This is a genomic window from Niastella sp. sgz303648 (assembly GCF_059587045.1).
In genome coordinates, this window is record NZ_JCAPSW010000004.1 from 178092 (window position 1) to 196688 (window position 18597).

At 44.0% G+C, this 18597-nt stretch carries 21 protein-coding genes; 3 read left to right on the plus strand and 18 right to left on the minus strand.

The features are described 5' to 3' along the window. Nucleotides 1–22: 22 nt before the first annotated feature. On the plus strand, nucleotides 23–1129 hold the full coding sequence (locus AC59IL_RS13400) for a Gfo/Idh/MocA family protein (protein WP_496552651.1): 1107 nt from the start codon (nucleotides 23–25) through the stop codon (nucleotides 1127–1129). Nucleotides 1130–1233: 104 nt separating this feature from the next. Continuing rightward, nucleotides 1234–2346 carry a DUF2911 domain-containing protein gene (locus AC59IL_RS13405; protein WP_496552652.1) on the plus strand — a complete coding sequence of 371 codons (1113 nt, stop codon included), beginning with the start codon at nucleotides 1234–1236 and terminating at the stop codon, nucleotides 2344–2346. Between the two features lie 149 nt (nucleotides 2347–2495). On the opposite strand, the gene AC59IL_RS13410 is transcribed toward AC59IL_RS13405, so the two are convergent. The 16 genes from AC59IL_RS13410 to AC59IL_RS13485 all read right to left on the minus strand — a co-directional run bounded on the left by AC59IL_RS13410 (nucleotide 2496) and on the right by AC59IL_RS13485 (nucleotide 16526). Beyond that, nucleotides 2496–3596, minus strand: a complete 1101-nt coding sequence (locus AC59IL_RS13410; RefSeq protein ID WP_496552653.1) for a redoxin domain-containing protein — start codon at nucleotides 3594–3596, stop codon at nucleotides 2496–2498. Nucleotides 3597–3603: 7 nt separating this feature from the next. Next, a complete protein-coding gene (gene hisIE / locus AC59IL_RS13415; RefSeq protein ID WP_496552654.1) occupies nucleotides 3604–4203 on the minus strand; it encodes a bifunctional phosphoribosyl-AMP cyclohydrolase/phosphoribosyl-ATP diphosphatase HisIE in 600 nt (199 codons plus the stop codon). A 387-nt stretch (nucleotides 4204–4590) separates the two neighbouring features. Then, nucleotides 4591–5352, minus strand: a complete 762-nt coding sequence (hisF, locus tag AC59IL_RS13420) for an imidazole glycerol phosphate synthase subunit HisF (RefSeq protein ID WP_496552655.1) — start codon at nucleotides 5350–5352, stop codon at nucleotides 4591–4593. Nucleotides 5353–5436: 84 nt separating this feature from the next. After that, complete coding sequence (hisA, locus tag AC59IL_RS13425) at nucleotides 5437–6576, minus strand: 1-(5-phosphoribosyl)-5-[(5-phosphoribosylamino)methylideneamino]imidazole-4-carboxamide isomerase (protein WP_496552656.1); 1140 nt, start codon at nucleotides 6574–6576, stop codon at nucleotides 5437–5439. Nucleotide 6577: 1 nt separating this feature from the next. Further along, on the minus strand, nucleotides 6578–7228 hold the full coding sequence (gene hisH, locus AC59IL_RS13430) for an imidazole glycerol phosphate synthase subunit HisH (protein WP_496552657.1): 651 nt from the start codon (nucleotides 7226–7228) through the stop codon (nucleotides 6578–6580). Between the two features lie 15 nt (nucleotides 7229–7243). After that, entirely contained in the window at nucleotides 7244–8014 is a 771-nt protein-coding gene (gene trpA, locus AC59IL_RS13435) for a tryptophan synthase subunit alpha (protein WP_496552658.1), read from the minus strand. A gap of 138 nt (nucleotides 8015–8152) precedes the next feature. Then, nucleotides 8153–9397: a tryptophan synthase subunit beta gene (trpB, locus tag AC59IL_RS13440; RefSeq protein WP_496552659.1), complete on the minus strand. Its 1245-nt coding sequence runs from the start codon at nucleotides 9395–9397 to the stop codon at nucleotides 8153–8155. A gap of 63 nt (nucleotides 9398–9460) precedes the next feature. After that, nucleotides 9461–10192, minus strand: coding sequence for a CTP synthase C-terminal region-related (seleno)protein (locus tag AC59IL_RS13445; RefSeq protein ID WP_496552660.1), 732 nt, complete (start codon nucleotides 10190–10192; stop codon nucleotides 9461–9463). Between the two features lie 17 nt (nucleotides 10193–10209). Continuing rightward, nucleotides 10210–10725 (minus strand): GNAT family N-acetyltransferase, encoded by a 516-nt coding sequence (locus AC59IL_RS13450; protein ID WP_496552661.1) that lies wholly within the window; start codon nucleotides 10723–10725, stop codon nucleotides 10210–10212. 10 nt (nucleotides 10726–10735) lie between these two features. Beyond that, nucleotides 10736–11368, minus strand: a complete 633-nt coding sequence (locus AC59IL_RS13455; RefSeq protein WP_496552662.1) for a phosphoribosylanthranilate isomerase — start codon at nucleotides 11366–11368, stop codon at nucleotides 10736–10738. A 62-nt stretch (nucleotides 11369–11430) separates the two neighbouring features. Further along, the gene (gene trpC / locus AC59IL_RS13460) at nucleotides 11431–12207 is read right to left on the minus strand and encodes an indole-3-glycerol phosphate synthase TrpC (RefSeq protein WP_496552663.1); all 777 of its coding nucleotides are present in this window, start codon (nucleotides 12205–12207) and stop codon (nucleotides 11431–11433) included. Between the two features lie 160 nt (nucleotides 12208–12367). Beyond that, nucleotides 12368–13360, minus strand: a complete 993-nt coding sequence (trpD, locus tag AC59IL_RS13465; protein WP_496552664.1) for an anthranilate phosphoribosyltransferase — start codon at nucleotides 13358–13360, stop codon at nucleotides 12368–12370. A 64-nt stretch (nucleotides 13361–13424) separates the two neighbouring features. After that, nucleotides 13425–13826 carry a GxxExxY protein gene (locus tag AC59IL_RS13470; RefSeq protein ID WP_496552665.1) on the minus strand — a complete coding sequence of 134 codons (402 nt, stop codon included), beginning with the start codon at nucleotides 13824–13826 and terminating at the stop codon, nucleotides 13425–13427. A gap of 73 nt (nucleotides 13827–13899) precedes the next feature. Continuing rightward, nucleotides 13900–14583 (minus strand): anthranilate synthase component II, encoded by a 684-nt coding sequence (locus AC59IL_RS13475; protein ID WP_496552666.1) that lies wholly within the window; start codon nucleotides 14581–14583, stop codon nucleotides 13900–13902. 76 nt (nucleotides 14584–14659) lie between these two features. Beyond that, entirely contained in the window at nucleotides 14660–16084 is a 1425-nt protein-coding gene (locus AC59IL_RS13480; protein WP_496552667.1) for an anthranilate synthase component I family protein, read from the minus strand. A 292-nt stretch (nucleotides 16085–16376) separates the two neighbouring features. Then, complete coding sequence (locus AC59IL_RS13485) at nucleotides 16377–16526, minus strand: hypothetical protein (protein ID WP_496552668.1); 150 nt, start codon at nucleotides 16524–16526, stop codon at nucleotides 16377–16379. 177 nt (nucleotides 16527–16703) lie between these two features. On the opposite strand from AC59IL_RS13485, the gene AC59IL_RS13490 reads away from it, so the two are divergent. Beyond that, nucleotides 16704–16982: a GNAT family N-acetyltransferase gene (locus AC59IL_RS13490; RefSeq protein WP_496552669.1), complete on the plus strand. Its 279-nt coding sequence runs from the start codon at nucleotides 16704–16706 to the stop codon at nucleotides 16980–16982. Nucleotides 16983–17107: 125 nt separating this feature from the next. Here the strand turns inward: AC59IL_RS13490 and AC59IL_RS13495 are convergent, their stop codons facing one another. Next, on the minus strand, nucleotides 17108–17824 hold the full coding sequence (locus AC59IL_RS13495) for a pyridoxine 5'-phosphate synthase (protein ID WP_496552670.1): 717 nt from the start codon (nucleotides 17822–17824) through the stop codon (nucleotides 17108–17110). A 184-nt stretch (nucleotides 17825–18008) separates the two neighbouring features. After that, nucleotides 18009–18419 carry a hypothetical protein gene (locus AC59IL_RS13500; RefSeq protein ID WP_496552671.1) on the minus strand — a complete coding sequence of 137 codons (411 nt, stop codon included), beginning with the start codon at nucleotides 18417–18419 and terminating at the stop codon, nucleotides 18009–18011. Nucleotides 18420–18597: the final 178 nt, after the last annotated feature.

The window sequence follows — 18597 nt, forward strand, 5'->3', positions numbered from 1 at the left end:
TCTTCTATAAAATTTGCTGGTAATGTCGAACTCGTATCATTATTCACGCCGCCGTTTTATACGTGATGTGTCGCTGGGAGGCACCGCTATATTATCACCGGCGCTTACAACCCTGGCCGCCTATTCCTCAACCCCAAAAAAACTCGGCATAGCACTGGTTGGTTTGGGTAGTTACAGCACATACCAGTTAGGCCCTGCATTGCAACAAACACAGCATTGTTACCTGGCCGGTATTGTAACCGGCACGCCCGCGAAAGAAAGATTATGGGCCGGGATGTATAACATTCCCGCTAAAAACATTTACAACTATCAGCGTTTTGATGAAATAGCCGATAATAAAGATATCGACATCGTTTACATTGTATTGCCCGTTTCGATGCATAAAGAATTTACTATACGGGCGGCCCGGGCAGGCAAGCATGTGATATGCGAAAAACCCATGGCATTGAATGCAGCCGAGTGCGATGAAATGATTGCGGCCTGTAAAAAAGCTAACCGTATGCTGTCGATCGGCTACCGGTTGCATTTTGAACCCTATAACCGCGAAATGATGCGGCTTGGCCAGCAAAAGGTATATGGCGCTGTTCAGGAAATTGAATGTGGTAATGGCATTCGCTGGAGCGATGATACCGATGCCTGGCGGCTGAATAAATCATTGGCAGGCGGCGGCGCATTGATGGACATGGGCATTTATGCCATACAGAGCGCCCGTTATATAACCGGGGCCGAACCAACCTATGTTATGGCAACGGAAGAAAAAACACGCCCCGATATTTTTAAGGAAGTAGATGAAACCATTCACTTTACGCTTGAATTTCCCGGCGGTACTATCGCCAAAGGAACAGCCAGCTACAATAAACATATAAATTACCTGAAAGCCAAAGCCGAAAAAGGCTGGTTCGAATTATCAGAGGCCTACCGCTACGGTGGTATGGTAGGCACTACTCCACAGGGCCCTATGGCTTTCGACGCCAACATCAATCAGCAGGCTTTGCAGATGGACGATTTTTCCCGAAGCATATTGCAGAATAAGCCAAGCTGCATACCCGGCGAAATGGGCCGTCAGGATATAAAAATCATTGAAGCCATTTACCGCAGCATTGAAAGCGGGAAAAAGGAAAAAATATAAACACCTTTAACCCCAACCATCAAACAGGTTAACCACCCAACCACTTCGGCCCGCTTTCAAATTTTCAAATTGATTAATTTCCTTACTCCAAAAAACTAACTGAAATGAAAAAGATTTTGATTGCCTGCTCAGCATTGCTGTTTCATGCTGCTTCGTTTGCTCAATTAATGGTACCTCCTAATGGCGGTAATAAAAAAGCCATGGTGGGCGAACGTTTAGGTATTACCGACATTACCATTCATTACGACCGGCCGGGTGTTAAAGGCCGTGAAGGCAAAATATGGGGCGACCTGGTTCATAAAGGTTTCACCGATTTAGGATTTGGCACCAGTAAAGCCGCTCCCTGGCGTGCAGGGGCTAATGAAAATACAACCATTGAATTTTCTACACCTGTAAGCATCGAAGGACAGGCATTGCCTGCCGGCATCTATGGTTTCTTTATTGCCTATGACCCCGATGAATGCACGATCATCTTTTCAAAAAACTCTACTTCGTGGGGCAGTTTTTATTACGATCCCAAAGAAGATGCTTTGCGCGTTAAAGTAAAACCACAACCGCTCGATAAAAGCGTTGAATGGTTAACCTACGCATTTACCGATGAAACCAATACAGGGGCCACCATTGCCCTGATGTGGGAAAAGCTGAAGATCCCGTTTAAAGTTGAAACGGATTATAACAACCTGCAGCTCGAATCTTTCCGCCGTGAGTTGCGCAGTGAAAAAGGGTTCAACCCCGGATGGCAAAGTTTTAACCAGGCAGCTCAGTTCTGTTTGCAAAACAACGTTAACCTCGAGGAGGGCTTTCAATGGGCCGAAAACGCCATCAGCTTACCATTCATAGGGCAAAAGAATTTTATAACCCTATCAACCAAAGCGCAGTATTTACAAAAAATGAACCGCGAAGCCGAAGCGCAGGCATTGATGAAAGAAGGCCTGGCCATGGGCACCGTTCAGGAGGTTCACGCATATGCCCGGCAGTTACTGCAGCAGAAAAAAGGTAAAGAAGCGTTCGAAGTGTTTAAAATAAACTACGATAAGAATCCCAATGAATTCACCACACAGGTTGGCATGGCGCGTGGATATTCGGCTATAGGCGATTATAAAAAAGCATTGCCATTTGCCCAGAAAGCACTTACACATGCACCCGATAACGGCAACAAAACCAATGTTGAAAAGATGATTAAAACCCTGCAGGAAGGCAAGGACATCAATAATTAGAAATGAGGAATTTGAAATGAGAAATGAATAAGTGAATATCGAATGTTGAATGTTGAAGTGAATACAAAATACAAAAAGAATGGCCGTCTCCGCTGATTGCGGGACGGCCTTTTTATTAAAAGTGCACTTATTATCTCAGCTATTAAAACTTACTTGCATCCTAACAATTCGCATAATTTGCTTTCGAGGTCGGCGCCGCGAAGGTTTTTGCCAACGATCTTTCCGCTGGGATCGATGAGAAAGTTTTGAGGAATGCTTTCAATTTTATACTTGCGGGCAACTTCGTTATTCCAGAATTTCAGGTCGCTCACTTGTGTCCAGGTAAGATTATCATCTTTTATAGCCTGTATCCAGGGGTCGCGGGCTTTATCGAGCGAAACACCAACCACGGTAAAGTTTTTGTCTTTAAAGCGGTTATAGGCCGATACTACATTTGGATTTTCCATACGGCAGGGTCTGCACCAGCTTGCCCAGAAATCGATCAATACATATCTACCCCTGAATGAAGTGAGCGATACCGGGCTACCGGTAGTATCGTTTTGAGTAAAGTCCATGGCATCACTGCCAATCGATCCTATTTTTCCTTCGTTTATGCTTTCCTGCAATATCTTACCGTAAAAACCCTGTTGCACCGGAGCGCTTAATTGACTAAATCTTTTTTCAAGCGTTACGGGGTCCTGCTCCAGCTGCCTTGTTACCAGCAACATGAACGCCGTTACCGGCGAAGCCTTTTTGTCAACAACAAATTTGTCGATAGCGGCTACTATATTGTCATATGTTTTTTTATAGGCTACCATTAATGAATCGGTGGGTTGAAGGGAGCCTCCCCGTGCATTTATTTGCTGGTTCTGGGTGGTAAGTGTTTGAAATAAAGGATTGAAGATGCCCTGAAACTGCATAAAATCATCATTGCCCGGCGATCCTTTTACATCCAGCTTCTGAACATTGTCGATATTGCCCTTAACGGCGATCGTTTCATTACCCATAAACAGCACCGCTTTTTTGCCGGCCACATCAAAGTTCAGTTGATGCAGGTTGGGCTCAGCCAGAGTGCCTTTTAATACAAAACTGCCTTTGCTTACTACGCCCCGCGCCACCGTATCGGTAGGCTTATTTAAATCGGTGAGTGTAACTTTTGAATTTTCGGCAAGTCCGGTTATGGTGCCTTTTATAACAAAGCCCTTTTGTTGGGCAAGCAATGAAACAGGTATTAAAAAAAGTAAAAAAAGCCCTGGTATCAACTTCTTCATTGAAAAACTATTTATTTGAATGGCGGTTTTGCAATATACCAACCACCTGTTGCAAATTATAACCTTTTGCGTTAAGTAATACCAAATAATGGAAAAGCAGGTCGGCGGCTTCGTTTAAAAAAAGGTCTTCATTGCTGTCTTTTGCTTCAATAACCAGTTCCACGGCTTCCTCCCCCACTTTTTGGGCAATTTTATTGATTCCCTTATTAAAAAGCTGTTTAACATACGACTTTTCGTCCTGGCTTTTTTTGCGTAACTCAATGATATCCTGTAGGTAATACAAAAAATCATCGGCATGGTTGCGTTCGCTCCAGCAGGTATCGGCCCCGGTATGGCAGGTAGGTCCAAGGGGGTCGGCCTTTATAAGCAGGGTATCGTTGTCGCAATCGCTCAAAATTTCTTTTACCAGCAGGTGATTGCCACTCTCCTCGCCTTTTGTCCACAGCCTGTTTTTGCTGCGGCTGAAAAAAGTTACTTTTCCTTCGGCCATTGTTTTTTGCAGGGCCTCATCGTTCATAAATCCCAGCATCAGCACTTTATGGGTTTTAAAGTCCTGGATAATAGCAGGCGCCAGGCCATCGGCGTATTTTTTGAAATCTATTTTCATGGTGAATGGTGAATAATTTATTGCTGAAGTTGGCTATTGTAATATGCCATCGGGTTGTGGGTCCGGGGGTTCGAATCCCTCTCTCTCCGCATTGCATCCACAAATTGCCAACTTTATTTATTTTTTTCTTCTTTTCGCTTTCTCAAAATTTCTAATAATTGCTCCTGTTTTTCTTCGAACCGTTCTCTCTTATGAATTTCCCGTTCAGTTTGTTTATGTTTCATATATATAAACACACCTAAAGCAAGGCACAATAAAAAGAGAACAAGGACTATCATACAGGTCGTATAGAAATTTGTTCGTATTAAATTTCTGATGACTTCTACATGACCGCCCTTCGACTACGCTCAGGGCTTAGAAAGTCATCCTTCGACTACGCTCAGGGCCTTATACGGGTCTTATCGAAATTTGTTGCTGCTGCAAATATCCCTTTAATTCCGGAATTGCGATTTCTTTAAAGTGAAATATGCTGGCAGCCAGTGCAGCATCGGCCTGAGCCTGCTCAAACACGTCAACAAAATGTTGCATAGTGCCGCCGCCGCCCGAAGCAATTACCGGCACCGGCAAATTCACCGCAAGCCGCCGGGTTATATCTAACGCAAAGCCCTGTTTGGTACCATCGTGATTCATGGAGGTGAGCAATATTTCACCTGCGCCCAGGTCTACCGCCTGTTTGGCCCAGTCGAAACAACGGGTATCGGTTTTCAGGCGACCGCCATTCAGGTACACATACCATTCACCATCTTCTTCCTGTTTGGTATCGATGGCCAGCACCACACACTGGCTGCCAAATTCTTTCGACAGATCATTGATCAGCTGCGGATTTTTAAAGGCTGCGGTATTTACCGATATTTTATCGGCCCCGTTTTGCAGCAGGGCATTCACATCTTCAACACTACTGATGCCGCCACCTACTGTAAAAGGTATATTGATATGATGTGCAATGCGGTTCACCAGCTCGCGCAGCGTTTTTCGTTTTTCAACAGTGGCTGTAATATCAAGGAATACCAGTTCGTCGGCGCCCTGTTGTGCGTATAATGCACCCAGCTCAACCGGATCACCTGCATCGCGCAGGTTCACAAAGTTGGTCCCTTTCACAGTTCTACCATCCTTAATATCCAAACATGGTATGATTCTCTTACAAAGCATTTTTATTTTTCATTTATAACGTGAACGGCCAATTGCCCGGAGCCGTGCCACAGTTTTGAACCGTGGCACGGCTTGTTCAATTGCCTACTGCCTATTGTTTATTGCTTTCAACTCCTGCAATGAAATTCTATTCTCGTAAATCGCTTTTCCAACAATCACCCCTTTGCAACCTGCAGCGGCCAGCTCTTCGAGGTCTTTTACCGAACTAACGCCGCCACTGGCTATAAAGTGAAGCGATGGAAAACGCTCAATAATTTTTTTATACAAATCAACAGCGGGGCCTGCCAGTAAACCATCTTTACTTACATCGGTACAAAATACCTGCTGCACACCCTGATCGATATACTTCTGCAAAAAATCGTATATCCGGATATCGGTGGTTTCGAGCCAGCCGCCTACCGTGATCTTTTCATCTTTTACGTCGGCGCCTAACAAAAACTTATCGGCACCGTATTGTAACAACCATTTCACAAATTCAGCTTCGTTTTTTACCGCCAGGCTGCCAATGGTTGCCAGCGCCGCTCCTGAATTAAATACAATGTTTACATCTTTTTCTGATTTGATGCCACCGCCAAAATCGATCACCAGAGCAGTTTTTGCGGCAATTGTTTCGAGCACCTTCCAGTTTTTTACGGCGCCTGCTTTGGCGCCATCCAAATCAACGAGATGCAGGCGATGCAATCCCACATCCTCGAATTGTTTGGCCACTTCAAGCGGATGTTCGTTGTAAATTTTCTTTTGTTCATAATCGCCCTGCGTAAGCCGCACGCACTTTCCGTCGATAATATCTATAGCGGGAATGATCTGCATACTTTGTTGCTGTAATTGTTTTTCCATTTTAATAAACTCAATACCATATTTCTGCCAGGTATCGCCAACTGCTTTCATGCCGAACTTTTTGTAAATGTCAATGGCCGATGTTCGGGCATTGCACCAGATATTTTTCTTATTGGTTGTAACCGCCTGATCCATTACATATTTAAGCAAAGCGGTTCCATACCCTTTGCCCTGCATGTTTATTTTTGTGGCAAACTTTCTGAACTGAACAGAACCCTCTTTTTCAAAAACCGAAATCACGGAGATCAGTTCACCGGTTGTGTACAATCCCCAATGCATTCCTCGTTCATCATCTTCAAGTTGTACAAACGACAGGCTTTCGTGTGGATACATTACGCTTTGCCGCATGGCCCATACATCATCAAGGCCAACTCGTTGTATATGCATATTATATACTCAAAAAGTTTTTCAAAATCTGTTCACCGGTCTTTGCACTTTTTTCGGGGTGAAACTGGGCGCCATAAAAATTGTTCTTATGCAGTGCAGCGCTGTACGGTTGTACATAATCGGCAGTAGCTATCGTGTGTTCGCCCAATGCGGCATAATAACCATGTACAAAATAGCAATAACTGTTCTCGGGTAATCCGCTGAACAGTTTTGTTTTCAGGTTGAAGATGTTGTTCCAGCCGATCTGGGGCACTTTCAGACGGCCCCGGCCCCCCCTATCCCCCCCGGTGGGGGGGTATAAAACCCCTTCACTTTTTTCATCAACCTGAGAAGGCTTAAACAGCTTCACCTGCTCATCGAATATACCCAAACACGTGGTATCGTTTTCTTCGCTATAGGCGCACATCAGCTGCATTCCCAGGCAAATACCCAGTACAGGTTGCTGCAGATTTTTGATAATAGCATCCAGCTTATGTTCTCTCAGATACCGCATGGCGCTGCTGGCCTCGCCCACACCCGGAAAAATAACTTTATCGGCCTTTTGAATTTGTTCGTAGTCGTCGGTTACAATGGCGTTCATACCAATGCGCTCCAATGCATACAGCACCGATTGAATATTACCTGCATTGTATTTTATAATTACCAGATCCATTGGTTTATTGCTTTATCAGCTTTTAATATCTGTTATAAATTTTTTCGCAGCCCCTACTACGTCCACCGCACCTTCAATTGCTTTTATGAATGCCGTTCCTATAATAGCGCCATTGGCATGCGCACAGGCCTGCTGAAAAGTAGGTTTATCTTTTATGCCAAAACCTACCAGTACCGGGTTTTTCAGTTTCATGTTCTGCAGCTTTTGCAAAAAGCTGTTCACGGCATTCATGTCTTTGTCTTTGCCGGTGGTAGATGACGATGAAACGGCATATAAAAAGCCGGTGCTTAAACTATCCAGCTTACGAATGCGCTCTTCAGAGGTTTCGGGCGTAACCAGAAATATAAAGTTCAATCCGTAGCGTTGTATAATAGCGCCATATTCGGTTTCAAATTCATATTCGGGTAAATCGGGCAATATCAATCCATCTATAGGAGCATCGGCCGCATGCTGACAAAATTTTTCAAAGCCATACTGCAACACCGGGTTCATATAGCCCATTAAAATAACAGGAACGTATATCTGCTGACGAAAGCCTTTGAGCTGATCGAATAATTTAGCGATCGTCATGCCATTGGCCAGTGCGGTTGTGCTGCTTGCCTGTATTACGGGCCCGTCGGCCAGCGGATCGCTGTACGGCATACCCAGTTCAATCATATCAACTCCGCTTTCCTGCAATGCCTTCATTACCGGTACGGTGCTTTCCAGCTTTGGATAACCGGCTGTGCAGTACACATTGAGAACGTTATTTTTTTTCTGCTCGAATAATTCCTTTATACGGCTCATTTTTTTTTATTAAAGTTCCTTCTTAAAGTAAAGGTTATACACCATGGATACGGTTACAGGTTACAGGTTTCAAGTTTCAAGTTACAGGTTACAGGTTTCAGGGGCCTTGTAACCTGCAACCTGTAACATGTAACAGTTTTATTTCTCCATTGCTTTCATATACGTTGCCATATCTTTATCACCTCTTCCGCTAAGGCAAAGCACTACCACCGAATCGCTTTTGAACTTTGCCCTTTCAGGTATCTGTACTGCTGATGTTTTTGCTTTTACAGGATTCAGGTATTCGAGACTTGCCAGTGCGTGCGAACTTTCCAGCGCCGGAATAATGCCTTCCTGCTTTGCCAGATTAAAAGCGGCCTGCAGGGCTTCTTCGTCGGTAGCGCTTAAAAATGTACCACGGCCACTGTCGAACAAATGCGCATGCAGGGGACCGATACCGGGGTAATCAAGACCGGCCGATATACTATGCGGTTCTACCACCTGTCCATCTTCTGTTTGCATAACCAAACTTTTGCTTCCATGCAATACGCCGGGTTTGCCCAGCTGCGTGGTAGCAGCGCTAAGGCCGCTGTGAATGCCATGCCCGGCAGCTTCAATGGCCACTAATTGCACGCTCAGTTCATCGAGAAAATGATAAAAAGCACCGGCGGCATTACTGCCACCACCCACACAAGCCAATACATGGGTTGGCAACTCACTGCCTGTTTTTTCTTTTAACTGCCATCTGATCTCTTCACTGATCACACTTTGAAAACGCGCCACCATATCGGGATACGGGTGCGGCCCCACTACGCTTCCAATGATATAATGCGTATCAACCGGATTATTGATCCAGTCGCGAATGGCTTCGTTGGTAGCGTCTTTCAGCGTTTTGCTGCCGCTGGTAGCGGGGATCACAGTGGCTCCCAGCATTTTCATACGTGCTACATTCGGCGCCTGGCGTTCAATGTCTTTTTCGCCCATGTACACAATACATTCAACTCCTTTCAGCGCACATACGGTAGCGGTAGCCACGCCATGCTGACCGGCCCCTGTTTCGGCAATGATGCGCTTTTTACCCAGTCGTTGCGCCAGCAGAATTTGTCCGATGGTATTATTTATTTTATGTGCACCGGTATGACACAGGTCTTCGCGCTTGAGGTAAATTTGCGTACCATACTGTTTACTTAACCGTTGGGCAAAATACAGCGGCGTAGGACGCCCTGCATAATCGTGCAACAGAGTTTTAAATTCTTTCTGAAACGAGGCATCGTAAATGATATCGAGGTATTTCGATTTCAGTTCCTCCACATTGCGGTGCAGCATTTCGGGTATGTATGCGCCGCCAAACTTTCCGTAATATCCCTGTGCGTTGGGTTGCTGATATGTTTTTGTTGTGGTCATTTGTAATTCTATTAGCTTCAGTTTTCAGGTTAACAAGAAAAGTTAACCTGTTGGAAAAACTTTTTAACTTGTTAACTTTTCAACCTTTCTACTTGCCAACTGCTGTTCCATGGCAGTAAGCAACGCTGTTATTATAGGATGTGGTTTTTCATATGTTGAACTGGCCTGTGGTATAAACAGTGTGCCAATAAAAAACGGATGATCCTTTAACTCGAGCATCCTCGCTTCATTATGTTTATCACTGGCTACCATGTTGAATCCGGCTTCATGTATTTGCTGCTGATATTCGGGATTCAATCCAAAGTTGCAATAATAATTTTCGACGATTGTATCCGTTTTTAACACCGCATAGGCCAGCGAGCTTTTGTCGATTATTTGTATTTCGAGCGGCTGTCCTTTTAATGAACAGGTTAACGGATTTATGACCAGCTTCGATGCATAGGGATTGGTTTCGGCATGTTCCGCATCCTGTATGCCCAAAACATTACGCGCAAATTCAATAACCATGTGTTGAAAACCACCACAGGTGCCCAGGGTTGGTATTTTATGCAGTCGGGCATATTCAATTATTTTAAGTACGCCCTGCATGCTTTTATACGGACTGGCCGGGGCAATCAGCAAACCGCGATACAACCGGCAAATGGTATCAAACTCCGGTTCAATGCGTTCGGTTCCTACCCATTCGTATCGAAATGGTATTCCCAGTTTTTTTGCGGCATGATCTAATGCATCGTTGGTGGCGGTGTGCGTACCATTCGATGCATCAAAATCGCCCATGATTCCCAGTTGTATCATAACGTATGGTTTAATTATTACTCTGCCGGATTCTCCGGTGTTTTCAGCACCAGTTGCAAAAACTTCAAATCGAGCCAGCGACCGAATTTATAACCAACCTGTTTAAAATGCGCTACCTCTTCAAATCCAAAATGGCGGTGTAACTGAATGCTTGCATCATTGGTGGCATCGATACCGGCCAAAATGGTATGCATGTTTAATTGTTCGGCCGCTTCAATTACCGGTTGCATCAGCAATTTACCAATGCCCTTGCCTCTTTCGCTGGCAGCAACGTATACCGAGTTCTCAACCGAATATTTATACGCCGCCCATGCGCGAAAAGGACCGATAGAACTAAACCCAACCACTTTGCCATTCTCTTCTGCTACAAAAACCGGAAAGCCCTGTTCCAGTTTGGTTGTAAACCATTGCATCCGCATTTCGATCGTATGCGGTTTATAATCGTACACCGCAGTGGTGTTCAGGATGATGTCGTTATATATCAACAACATGCCTTCAAGGTCATTTTCAATTGCTTTTCGTATCTGTACCATAGAATAAGTTTTATCCATTCAGCTTCAGCACAAACTCCTTCACTTTCGCCATATCTTTTATACCGGGAGTTACCTCGAATTTGCTGTTGATATCAACCGAAAACAAAGCTTTGCCAATAGGCAGGTTGGTAAATTCCTTCAGCTTTTCTTCATCACCCGGTTCAATGCCACCGCTTAAAAAAAAGGGTTTACCAATGGTTGCATCTTTCAGCATGTTCCAGTTGAACTTTTTTCCGGTACCGCCATAGCCTGCGCCCATGGTATCGAACATAAACATATCGCACACATCCATATACGGCCGTATCATCCATTCAATATTGTCACTCTCACTGATGCGAAAGGCTTTTACCACCGATACATAGTCGGCAATTTTTTCGCAATACTTGGGCGTTTCATCACCATGTAACTGAACCATGTGCAGGCGGCATTCATCTACCATATGCAATACTTCTTCGATGCCTGCATTTACAAAAACCCCCACCTTATTCACGCTGTTCTCTTTTCTGATTTGACTGGTGGTAAGGTGTTTGAATACATACCGCGGACTTTTAGGGTAAAATATCAACCCCGCAAAGGTGACGCCCATTCCTCCCAATTGTTCTAGTTGTTCAGGCAATGTCATACCGCAAACTTTTACTCGCATAGCGTAGTCAGATTTAAGTGTTAGTTAGGGTTTTGGCCATGCAATCGTTACAATATGTATCATTACAGTTGCGCTATGAATTTACGAAATGCCTCACCTGGCTCCGCTTCCTTCATAAAATTTTCACCAATCAAAAATCCACAAAAGTGGTGTTGCTTAAACAGTTTGATATTGGCAGCAGAGCTGATACCGCTTTCGGCGATCTTAATTTTATCAGCAGGAATGCGCTCAGCCATTTTCAAACTTCTTTCAATATCAACTTCGAATGTTTTCAGATTACGGTTATTAATGCCTACCAGCTTTGTTTCGTCGCAAATATGCTCCAGCTCTTCTTCGCCATGTAACTCGAGCAATACTTCAAGCTGTAGCGAGGTGGCAAAAGCAGCCAGCCGTTTTACTTCGGCGGGTGTTAAACAGGCGGCAATAAGCAAAATCACATCGGCTCCCATTGCCCGGGCTTCTACGATCTGGTATTCATCGATCATAAAATCCTTACGTAAAATGGGCACTTCGTTCACTCTTGCTTTCAGGAGGTCGGCCGTGCTGCCTCCAAAAAAGTTTTCATCGGTTAACACCGATAGGCCCGAGGCACCATAGCGGGCATAGGCCGAGGTTACGGCAACCACATCTGCCTTGTCGTTAATAATGCCTTTTGATGGAGATTTTCTTTTAAACTCGGCAATGATGCCGGTTTTTGATTCATCTAACAAAAATTTTGCAAGCGATAAAACCGGCCGTTTAAACAGTTCCTGTTTTTCAAGTTCCTGAACAGATACCCGTGCCCTGCGTTCGGCAACTTCCTTTTGTTTGTGTTCAATTATTTTATCTAAGATGTTCATGTCGTGAATGGTCAATGGTGAATGATGAATGGTCAATGGTCAATAGTGAATTCGTTCACAACTCAAACCTGCATTCTACCGGCAACCCGCTATTTGCCTGTTGCCTATTGTCTACTTCTTACTTCCTGTTTCCCACTTGCCACTCCCTACCTGCAACCCGCTATTGTAAAGCAATCAGCTTCTTCAGTGCTTCATTAGCCTTTCCGCTTTCGAGGCTTTCAACTGCTTTGGCATAGGCTTCGTCGTAGGTTTTAAAATTGCCGGTGCAATGTAAAGCCATGGCCGCATTGGCCAACACTACCGCATTTTGCGCCCAGCTTCCTTCTCCTTTCAAAATCTTCGCAAATATTTTGGCTGCTTCCTCAACACTATTGCCTCCATAAATATCCGATGGGTTCACCATGCGCTTGCCCAGTTGTTCGGGCGTCATTATCTTTTCGCCGTTATTGGTGATCACTTTGGTATCGTTGGTAAGCGAAATTTCGTCGTACCCATCCAGGCCATGAATAATGGTAAAGGCTTTATTGGTTAACTGCAACAGGTAGTTGTATATGCGCGCCATTTCGAGGTTGTACACCCCCACCAGCTGATAGGGCGGAAAAGCCGGATTTACCATGGGCCCCAGCATATTGAAAAAAGTGCGCATGCCCAGGTTTTTCCTGATGGGCCCTACGGTTTTTAATGCCGGATGAAACAGCGGCGCATGCAAAAAACAAATATTGGCTTCGTCTACTTCTTTTTTCAGCCGGGCTGCATCGTTTTTAAACTTATACCCCAACTGTTCCATTACGTTCGATGCACCACTGATAGATGATGCTCCGTAATTGCCATGCTTGGCCACTTTTTGTCCGGTACCTGCCACTACAAAACAGCTGAGCGTTGAAATATTGAAGGTATTTTTTCCGTCGCCGCCTGTGCCCACGATATCAATCACCGGAAAGCCGTTCAGGTCAACCTTTACACACAGCTCCAACAGCGCATCCTGAAAGCCCTGTAATTCTTCAATGGTAACACTGCGCATGAGGTATACGGTCATAAAAGCCGTTACTTCATGTTCATTGTAAACGCCCTTACCAATGTTTAATAAAACATCTTTCGCCTGCTCACGGCTGAGCGTTTTATGTTCGAACAGAAATTGTAGTATCTTTTTCATCTTGACTGGGATTTGTTACTGGGATTTGTTGGATTTTTGGGATTTGGATAAGGATACCCCAATATTAATGCTGCATAATTTTGTCATTAAATTTTTTATTAGTGAATCTGTGAAACTCTAATCGTTTGCTTCCAAAATTTATTAACAGGCCTATCTCAAGATTGTATGCTTCGAGATAATTCATTGCCTGTGCCAGATGAACGTCTTCCAATTTGATAACTGTTTTCAATTCTACGCTTATTTTACCATCTACTAAAAAGTCTACTCGTCTTGTACCTATTCGCTGATCCATATAATATATAGGCATTTCAAATTCCCGCACATGCTCTATCTGGTTTGTTTTTAATTCCAACTCCAATGCCCGCTGGTAAATCACTTCCTGAAATCCGGTACCCAGCGTATTGTGAATTCTGAAGGATGCTCCGATAATCTTTTCGGTTATTTCCCCATACTTAAAATTTGTCATAAAGGAGGTTTTGCTATAAAACCCCGTGTGCATCTCATATCCCACCTATCCCCAAAATCCCACACATCCCAGTTTAGACAGTTAGCCAGTTTCTTAATATCTCTTCTCCCCGTGGGGTTAGTACACTTTCCGGGTGAAACTGCACACCCTGCACATCGTATGTAGTGTGCTGCAATGCCATGATGTAATTATTGGCATCGCGGGCAGTGATTTCAAGCTCGGCCGGAAAATTTTTTTCACTTATCACCCAGCTATGGTAGCGGCCAACTTCAAATTCATCGGGCAGGCCGGTGAAGAGTGAGTGGTGAGTGGTGAGTGGTGAGTGAGGGTCCTCGGTTATAACCTCACTTGTTTTTGCCGCATTGCCAATTGCCTTTTGCTTATTGCCCACTGACAACTGACCGCTGACCACTGATCTTTCCCGCTTCACGATCTTCACCGGCGTGGCCACGCCATGATACACGGTGCTCAAATTGATCAGCTCACCGCCAAAGGCCTGGCCTATGGCCTGGTGGCCCAAACAAACGCCCAGTATCGATTTGGTGGCGGCATATTCTTTTATGAGGGGCAATAATAAACCTGCTTCTTCGGGTATACCAGGCCCGGGCGATAAAATTATTTTATCGTAGTCTTTTACTTTCTCCAATGGTATCTGGTCGTTGCGGTATACATCTACTTTCTGATGCAATATCTTTTCAACCAGGTGTACCAGGTTGTAGGTAAAAGAGTCGTAGTTATCAAATACAAGTATTTTCATACTGTTCATTTATGATATGCTGCTGAAGTGTGCGACGCAAGGGACGATGACAGCATTACTTCAGCCGGGTACATAATTAATTTATTTCCTGGGCAAACAGAATGGCTTTTTTCAAAGCACCCAGTTTGTTGTTTACTTCCTGTAATTCGCTTTCGGGTTTACTGGCGGCAACCACACCTGCCCCTGCCTGATAAATCAGTTTATTGTTGCGGCTGAGGAAGGTACGTATCATGATAGCATGATTGCATTGTCCGTTGAAACCCATAAAACCGATAGCGCCTCCGTAGTAACTGCGCGATGTTGGCTCATAGGCGTCGATCAGTTCCATAGCTTTAAATTTAGGCGCTCCGCTCAGGGTGCCGGCGGGGAAAGTTTTGGCCATCAGCTCAAAGGGGTTACTGTTAGCCCGCACTTTGCCGCTTACTTCGCTCACAAGATGTATGACATGAGAATAATATTGCACTTCGCGGTAATGCTCAACTTTTACCTCATCGCATAAGCGGCTGAGATCGTTGCGCGCAAGGTCAACGAGCATCACATGTTCGGCATTTTCCTTGGCATCGTGCAACAGGCGTTCGGCTTCGCGCTGATCGACTTCATCATCACCGGTTCGTTTAAACGTGCCCGCTATAGGGTGTACCACCGCCTTACCGTTTTTCATGATCAGCTGTGCTTCGGGCGAAGACCCCATAAGCTTGTAATCGCCATAATCGAAAAAGAAAAGATAGGGCGATGGATTGATACTGCGTAATGCCCTGTATACGGCAAATTCATCGCCGGTAAAGCCCTGTTCAAAGCAACGGCTTAACACGATCTGAAATACATCGCCCCGCAGGCAACTTTGAATGCCCTTCTTCACCATATCCATATAATCAGTATCGGTCATGTTGCTGGCCTCAACGCCTTTTGTTTTAAAAGGATAAACGGGCACATCCTTACTTCGTATCAGCGATTCAACCACAGCCAGTTCGCTTTCGACCCCGTTCATAATGTTTTCGCAGATGAACAGTTCGTCTTTATGGTGGTTGATGGCAATTACATACTGGTATAGGCGGTAACGCATTAAGGGAATAAGGGGCTGGCCGTTGGGCGATTTGCGTTCGATACCGAGGTGAATGGTATCGAAAAACTGCACGGCATCATACGTGGTATAGCCGTATAAACCCTGTGCAAAGCCTGCTTCCCGACTGCCCGGACTTATTTCAAACCGGTTCATAAATTCCCACAGCATTTCGGGCACTTCGGCGGTATTTGAAATGGCCGTTTTTTCGGGTGGCTGGCCGGGCAATTTAAATTCTATGCTTTTGGCAGAAGTGATTTCGATACCTGCAATGGCATTGATGCAAATGAAGGAGTAACTGTTTTCTGCAGCATGGTGATCGGTGCTTTCGAGCAGCACGGTATCGCGAAAACGGTCGCGAACCCGCAGATAAATACCAACCGGTGTAAATACATCGGCCAGTAGTTTTTTACAGTTGGTGGTGATGTTAATCTTTTTCATTATCAATTATGAAATAAAAAAAGCCCCGATTATACATCGAGGCCCTGAATATGGTGTTAAAATAAACAACAATAGCAGCTTACATGCCTCGTTTAAGGATTGTATGCCACCACCAATGATTATTTTGTAATTGCTTTTTCATTATGTTTACAAAAGTGCTTTGCAAAAATGATTTGACCAAATTTTTTTCTTACAATTTATTTTTGCAGCCATGTTCTTGCTAATTTCATTGCTTCCGAATGAGGTATCGTTTTTCCTTCATCAGCCTGTTTAATTGACTCCTCCAATCATTTCAATTGTTCGGTGTTAGTTCATCCAATATATCCTTATTTTCTTTTGTTTTATATTCTACTGTTGCCTCGTGAAGCATATACAATTCTGTTTCATCTTCCAGACTATCAATATATTGGTGAAATTTTTCTTTGAGTTTCTTCTTATCCATACTCAATTATTTCAAATAAAAATACGAATTTTAGCCGTGAATTGACCAGGCGTGGTTATCAGCTGATCTTCATCAGTATAGGCATAACAGCCCTTCAATTTCCCCCTATACCCCCCAGACCGCTTGCCGGTATAAATAATTTTTGCAATTATTACATTGCATTATTCCAAATACATTATGCTTATACAACACAAACTACTCCAGGGAAAAGGTATGTTTTATGTAGGTCAGGATGGCGCTATTGCGGCTGAAATGGTTTATACTATGACGGGCAATAAAATGATCATCGAACATACCGAAGTTGATGACTCCTTATCAGGAAAAGGCGTTGGTAAACAACTGGTTCATACCGCCGTTGAATATGCCCGCACCCATAATCTTAAAATCGTTCCTTTATGCCCTTTTGCCAAATCGGTGTTGGATAAAGAGGAAGAATGGCAGGATGTACTTGTTTAAGGCTCAAGGGCTCAAGGCAAAGGAAAGCAAAACACAAGACTTAAGGAAAAAAGACCCTGAATCAGACAACAAGGAACAGCGAATTATGATGCGAACACATTATTCCCTGTTCCTTTTTTTATTATTTAAAGCAACTGCCGTTTATACAACTGAATGGCATTCTCATACCCAAGATACAACGCATCGCAAATCAATGCATGACCAATTGAAACTTCCAGCAAGCCGGGGATGTGTTGTGAAAAATAAGCCAGGTTATTCAGGTCAAGATCATGACCAGCATTAATACCTAATCCCAGCTCATTAGCCCTTTTAGCGGCTGCCACATAGGGAGCAATGGCTTTTTCTTTATCACTCAGGTAATGCCGCGCAAACCCTTCGGTATACAACTCAATGCGATCGGTACCGGTATCGGCAGCGCCGTTTACCATATCGATAACCGGATCAACAAAAATTGAGACCCTGATACCGGCCGACTTAAATACGCCGATCATTTCGCGCAGGTAATCGCGGTGCTTGATGGTATCCCATCCGTGGTCGGATGTAAGCTGCCCCTCTGCATCGGGCACCAATGTTACCTGATGAGGTTTGTTTTCCAATACCAGGTCAACAAACTTTTGTTCACTGCAGTTCCCTTCGATATTAAATTCGGTACTGATGATCTTTTTAATCGCGCGTACGTCACTGTATCGTATATGCCTTTCATCGGGGCGCGGATGTACGGTTACGCCATCGGCGCCAAACCGCTGGGCATCTATAGCCGCTTTTACCACATCGGGGTTATTTCCACCGCGGCTATTGCGCAGGGTGGCAAACTTGTTGATGTTTACACTGAGCTTAGTCATGCCCAAAATTATTTAAAAAAGTCCGGAAGACGGAAAGTCCGAAAGAAAGTCCGGAAGTAAAACAAATACACAGGATACTTCTTTCCGACTTGCGGACTTTCGGACTTCCCGACTTAAAAAAAAGAAGGAGTCGTTTTTGCAAACAACTCCTTCAGCAGGGGTTAGGGGTTTAATCTTTCACTTTTTATCCTTTGGAAATGAGGGTGCTGTATAATACATCACCTTCCAGATCTACAATGTCGAGCGAATAATTGCCCAATGGCAATAACGATACTTCGCCAATGTTGGTTATATTAATTCCTTTTACAAGAAACCAGCTGAACATTTTTACTATTTTTTCATCTTCATCGAACATTCGCACAATTACATGCTTGCCCTGTGAACAGGTTACGTCGAGTGTAATAGATGTAAAAAATGGGTTTGGGCGCACAATCACTTTAGGGATCATAATTTCGGTGTTTGAATATTCAGAAGTAGCATTATCATCGGTACTTTTCTGGTTAATCTCCAGAATCCGATTCAACTTTTGCATGATCGATAAAGTGCTTTTATCTGACTTGTGCTTTTCCGGATGATTATGGTTTAATGGTATCACAATTAAATAGTTTAAATTAAGGTGGCTAATGCAATGCCATTTTTCAAGTTATTCATAATCAGCCATATACACAATCTATTCCATGCAATTCTGTCTCAGTTTGGGATTAGTTTTTATTAAATTGGGAAATTCGGCAACTGTTTCCTGTAAACGATACAGGTTTCTGCTGTACAATGAG

Excerpts from the sequence above, each read along its gene's own strand:
- AC59IL_RS13400 (WP_496552651.1), top strand. The coding sequence starts at position 23 with ATGTCGAACTCGTATCATTATTCACGCCGCCGTTTTATACGTGATGTG.
- AC59IL_RS13405 (WP_496552652.1), top strand. The coding sequence starts at position 1,234 with ATGAAAAAGATTTTGATTGCCTGCTCAGCATTGCTGTTTCATGCTGCT.
- AC59IL_RS13410 (WP_496552653.1), bottom strand. The coding sequence starts at position 3,596 with ATGAAGAAGTTGATACCAGGGCTTTTTTTACTTTTTTTAATACCTGTT.
- hisIE (WP_496552654.1), bottom strand. The coding sequence starts at position 4,203 with ATGAAAATAGATTTCAAAAAATACGCCGATGGCCTGGCGCCTGCTATT.
- hisF (WP_496552655.1), bottom strand. The coding sequence starts at position 5,352 with ATGCTTTGTAAGAGAATCATACCATGTTTGGATATTAAGGATGGTAGA.
- hisA (WP_496552656.1), bottom strand. The coding sequence starts at position 6,576 with ATGCATATACAACGAGTTGGCCTTGATGATGTATGGGCCATGCGGCAA.
- hisH (WP_496552657.1), bottom strand. The coding sequence starts at position 7,228 with ATGGATCTGGTAATTATAAAATACAATGCAGGTAATATTCAATCGGTG.
- trpA (WP_496552658.1), bottom strand. The coding sequence starts at position 8,014 with ATGAGCCGTATAAAGGAATTATTCGAGCAGAAAAAAAATAACGTTCTC.
- trpB (WP_496552659.1), bottom strand. The coding sequence starts at position 9,397 with ATGACCACAACAAAAACATATCAGCAACCCAACGCACAGGGATATTAC.
- AC59IL_RS13445 (WP_496552660.1), bottom strand. The coding sequence starts at position 10,192 with ATGATACAACTGGGAATCATGGGCGATTTTGATGCATCGAATGGTACG.
- AC59IL_RS13450 (WP_496552661.1), bottom strand. The coding sequence starts at position 10,725 with ATGGTACAGATACGAAAAGCAATTGAAAATGACCTTGAAGGCATGTTG.
- AC59IL_RS13455 (WP_496552662.1), bottom strand. The coding sequence starts at position 11,368 with ATGCGAGTAAAAGTTTGCGGTATGACATTGCCTGAACAACTAGAACAA.
- trpC (WP_496552663.1), bottom strand. The coding sequence starts at position 12,207 with ATGAACATCTTAGATAAAATAATTGAACACAAACAAAAGGAAGTTGCC.
- trpD (WP_496552664.1), bottom strand. The coding sequence starts at position 13,360 with ATGAAAAAGATACTACAATTTCTGTTCGAACATAAAACGCTCAGCCGT.
- AC59IL_RS13470 (WP_496552665.1), bottom strand. The coding sequence starts at position 13,826 with ATGACAAATTTTAAGTATGGGGAAATAACCGAAAAGATTATCGGAGCA.
- AC59IL_RS13475 (WP_496552666.1), bottom strand. The coding sequence starts at position 14,583 with ATGAAAATACTTGTATTTGATAACTACGACTCTTTTACCTACAACCTG.
- AC59IL_RS13480 (WP_496552667.1), bottom strand. The coding sequence starts at position 16,084 with ATGAAAAAGATTAACATCACCACCAACTGTAAAAAACTACTGGCCGAT.
- AC59IL_RS13485 (WP_496552668.1), bottom strand. The coding sequence starts at position 16,526 with ATGGATAAGAAGAAACTCAAAGAAAAATTTCACCAATATATTGATAGT.
- AC59IL_RS13490 (WP_496552669.1), top strand. The coding sequence starts at position 16,704 with ATGCTTATACAACACAAACTACTCCAGGGAAAAGGTATGTTTTATGTA.
- AC59IL_RS13495 (WP_496552670.1), bottom strand. The coding sequence starts at position 17,824 with ATGACTAAGCTCAGTGTAAACATCAACAAGTTTGCCACCCTGCGCAAT.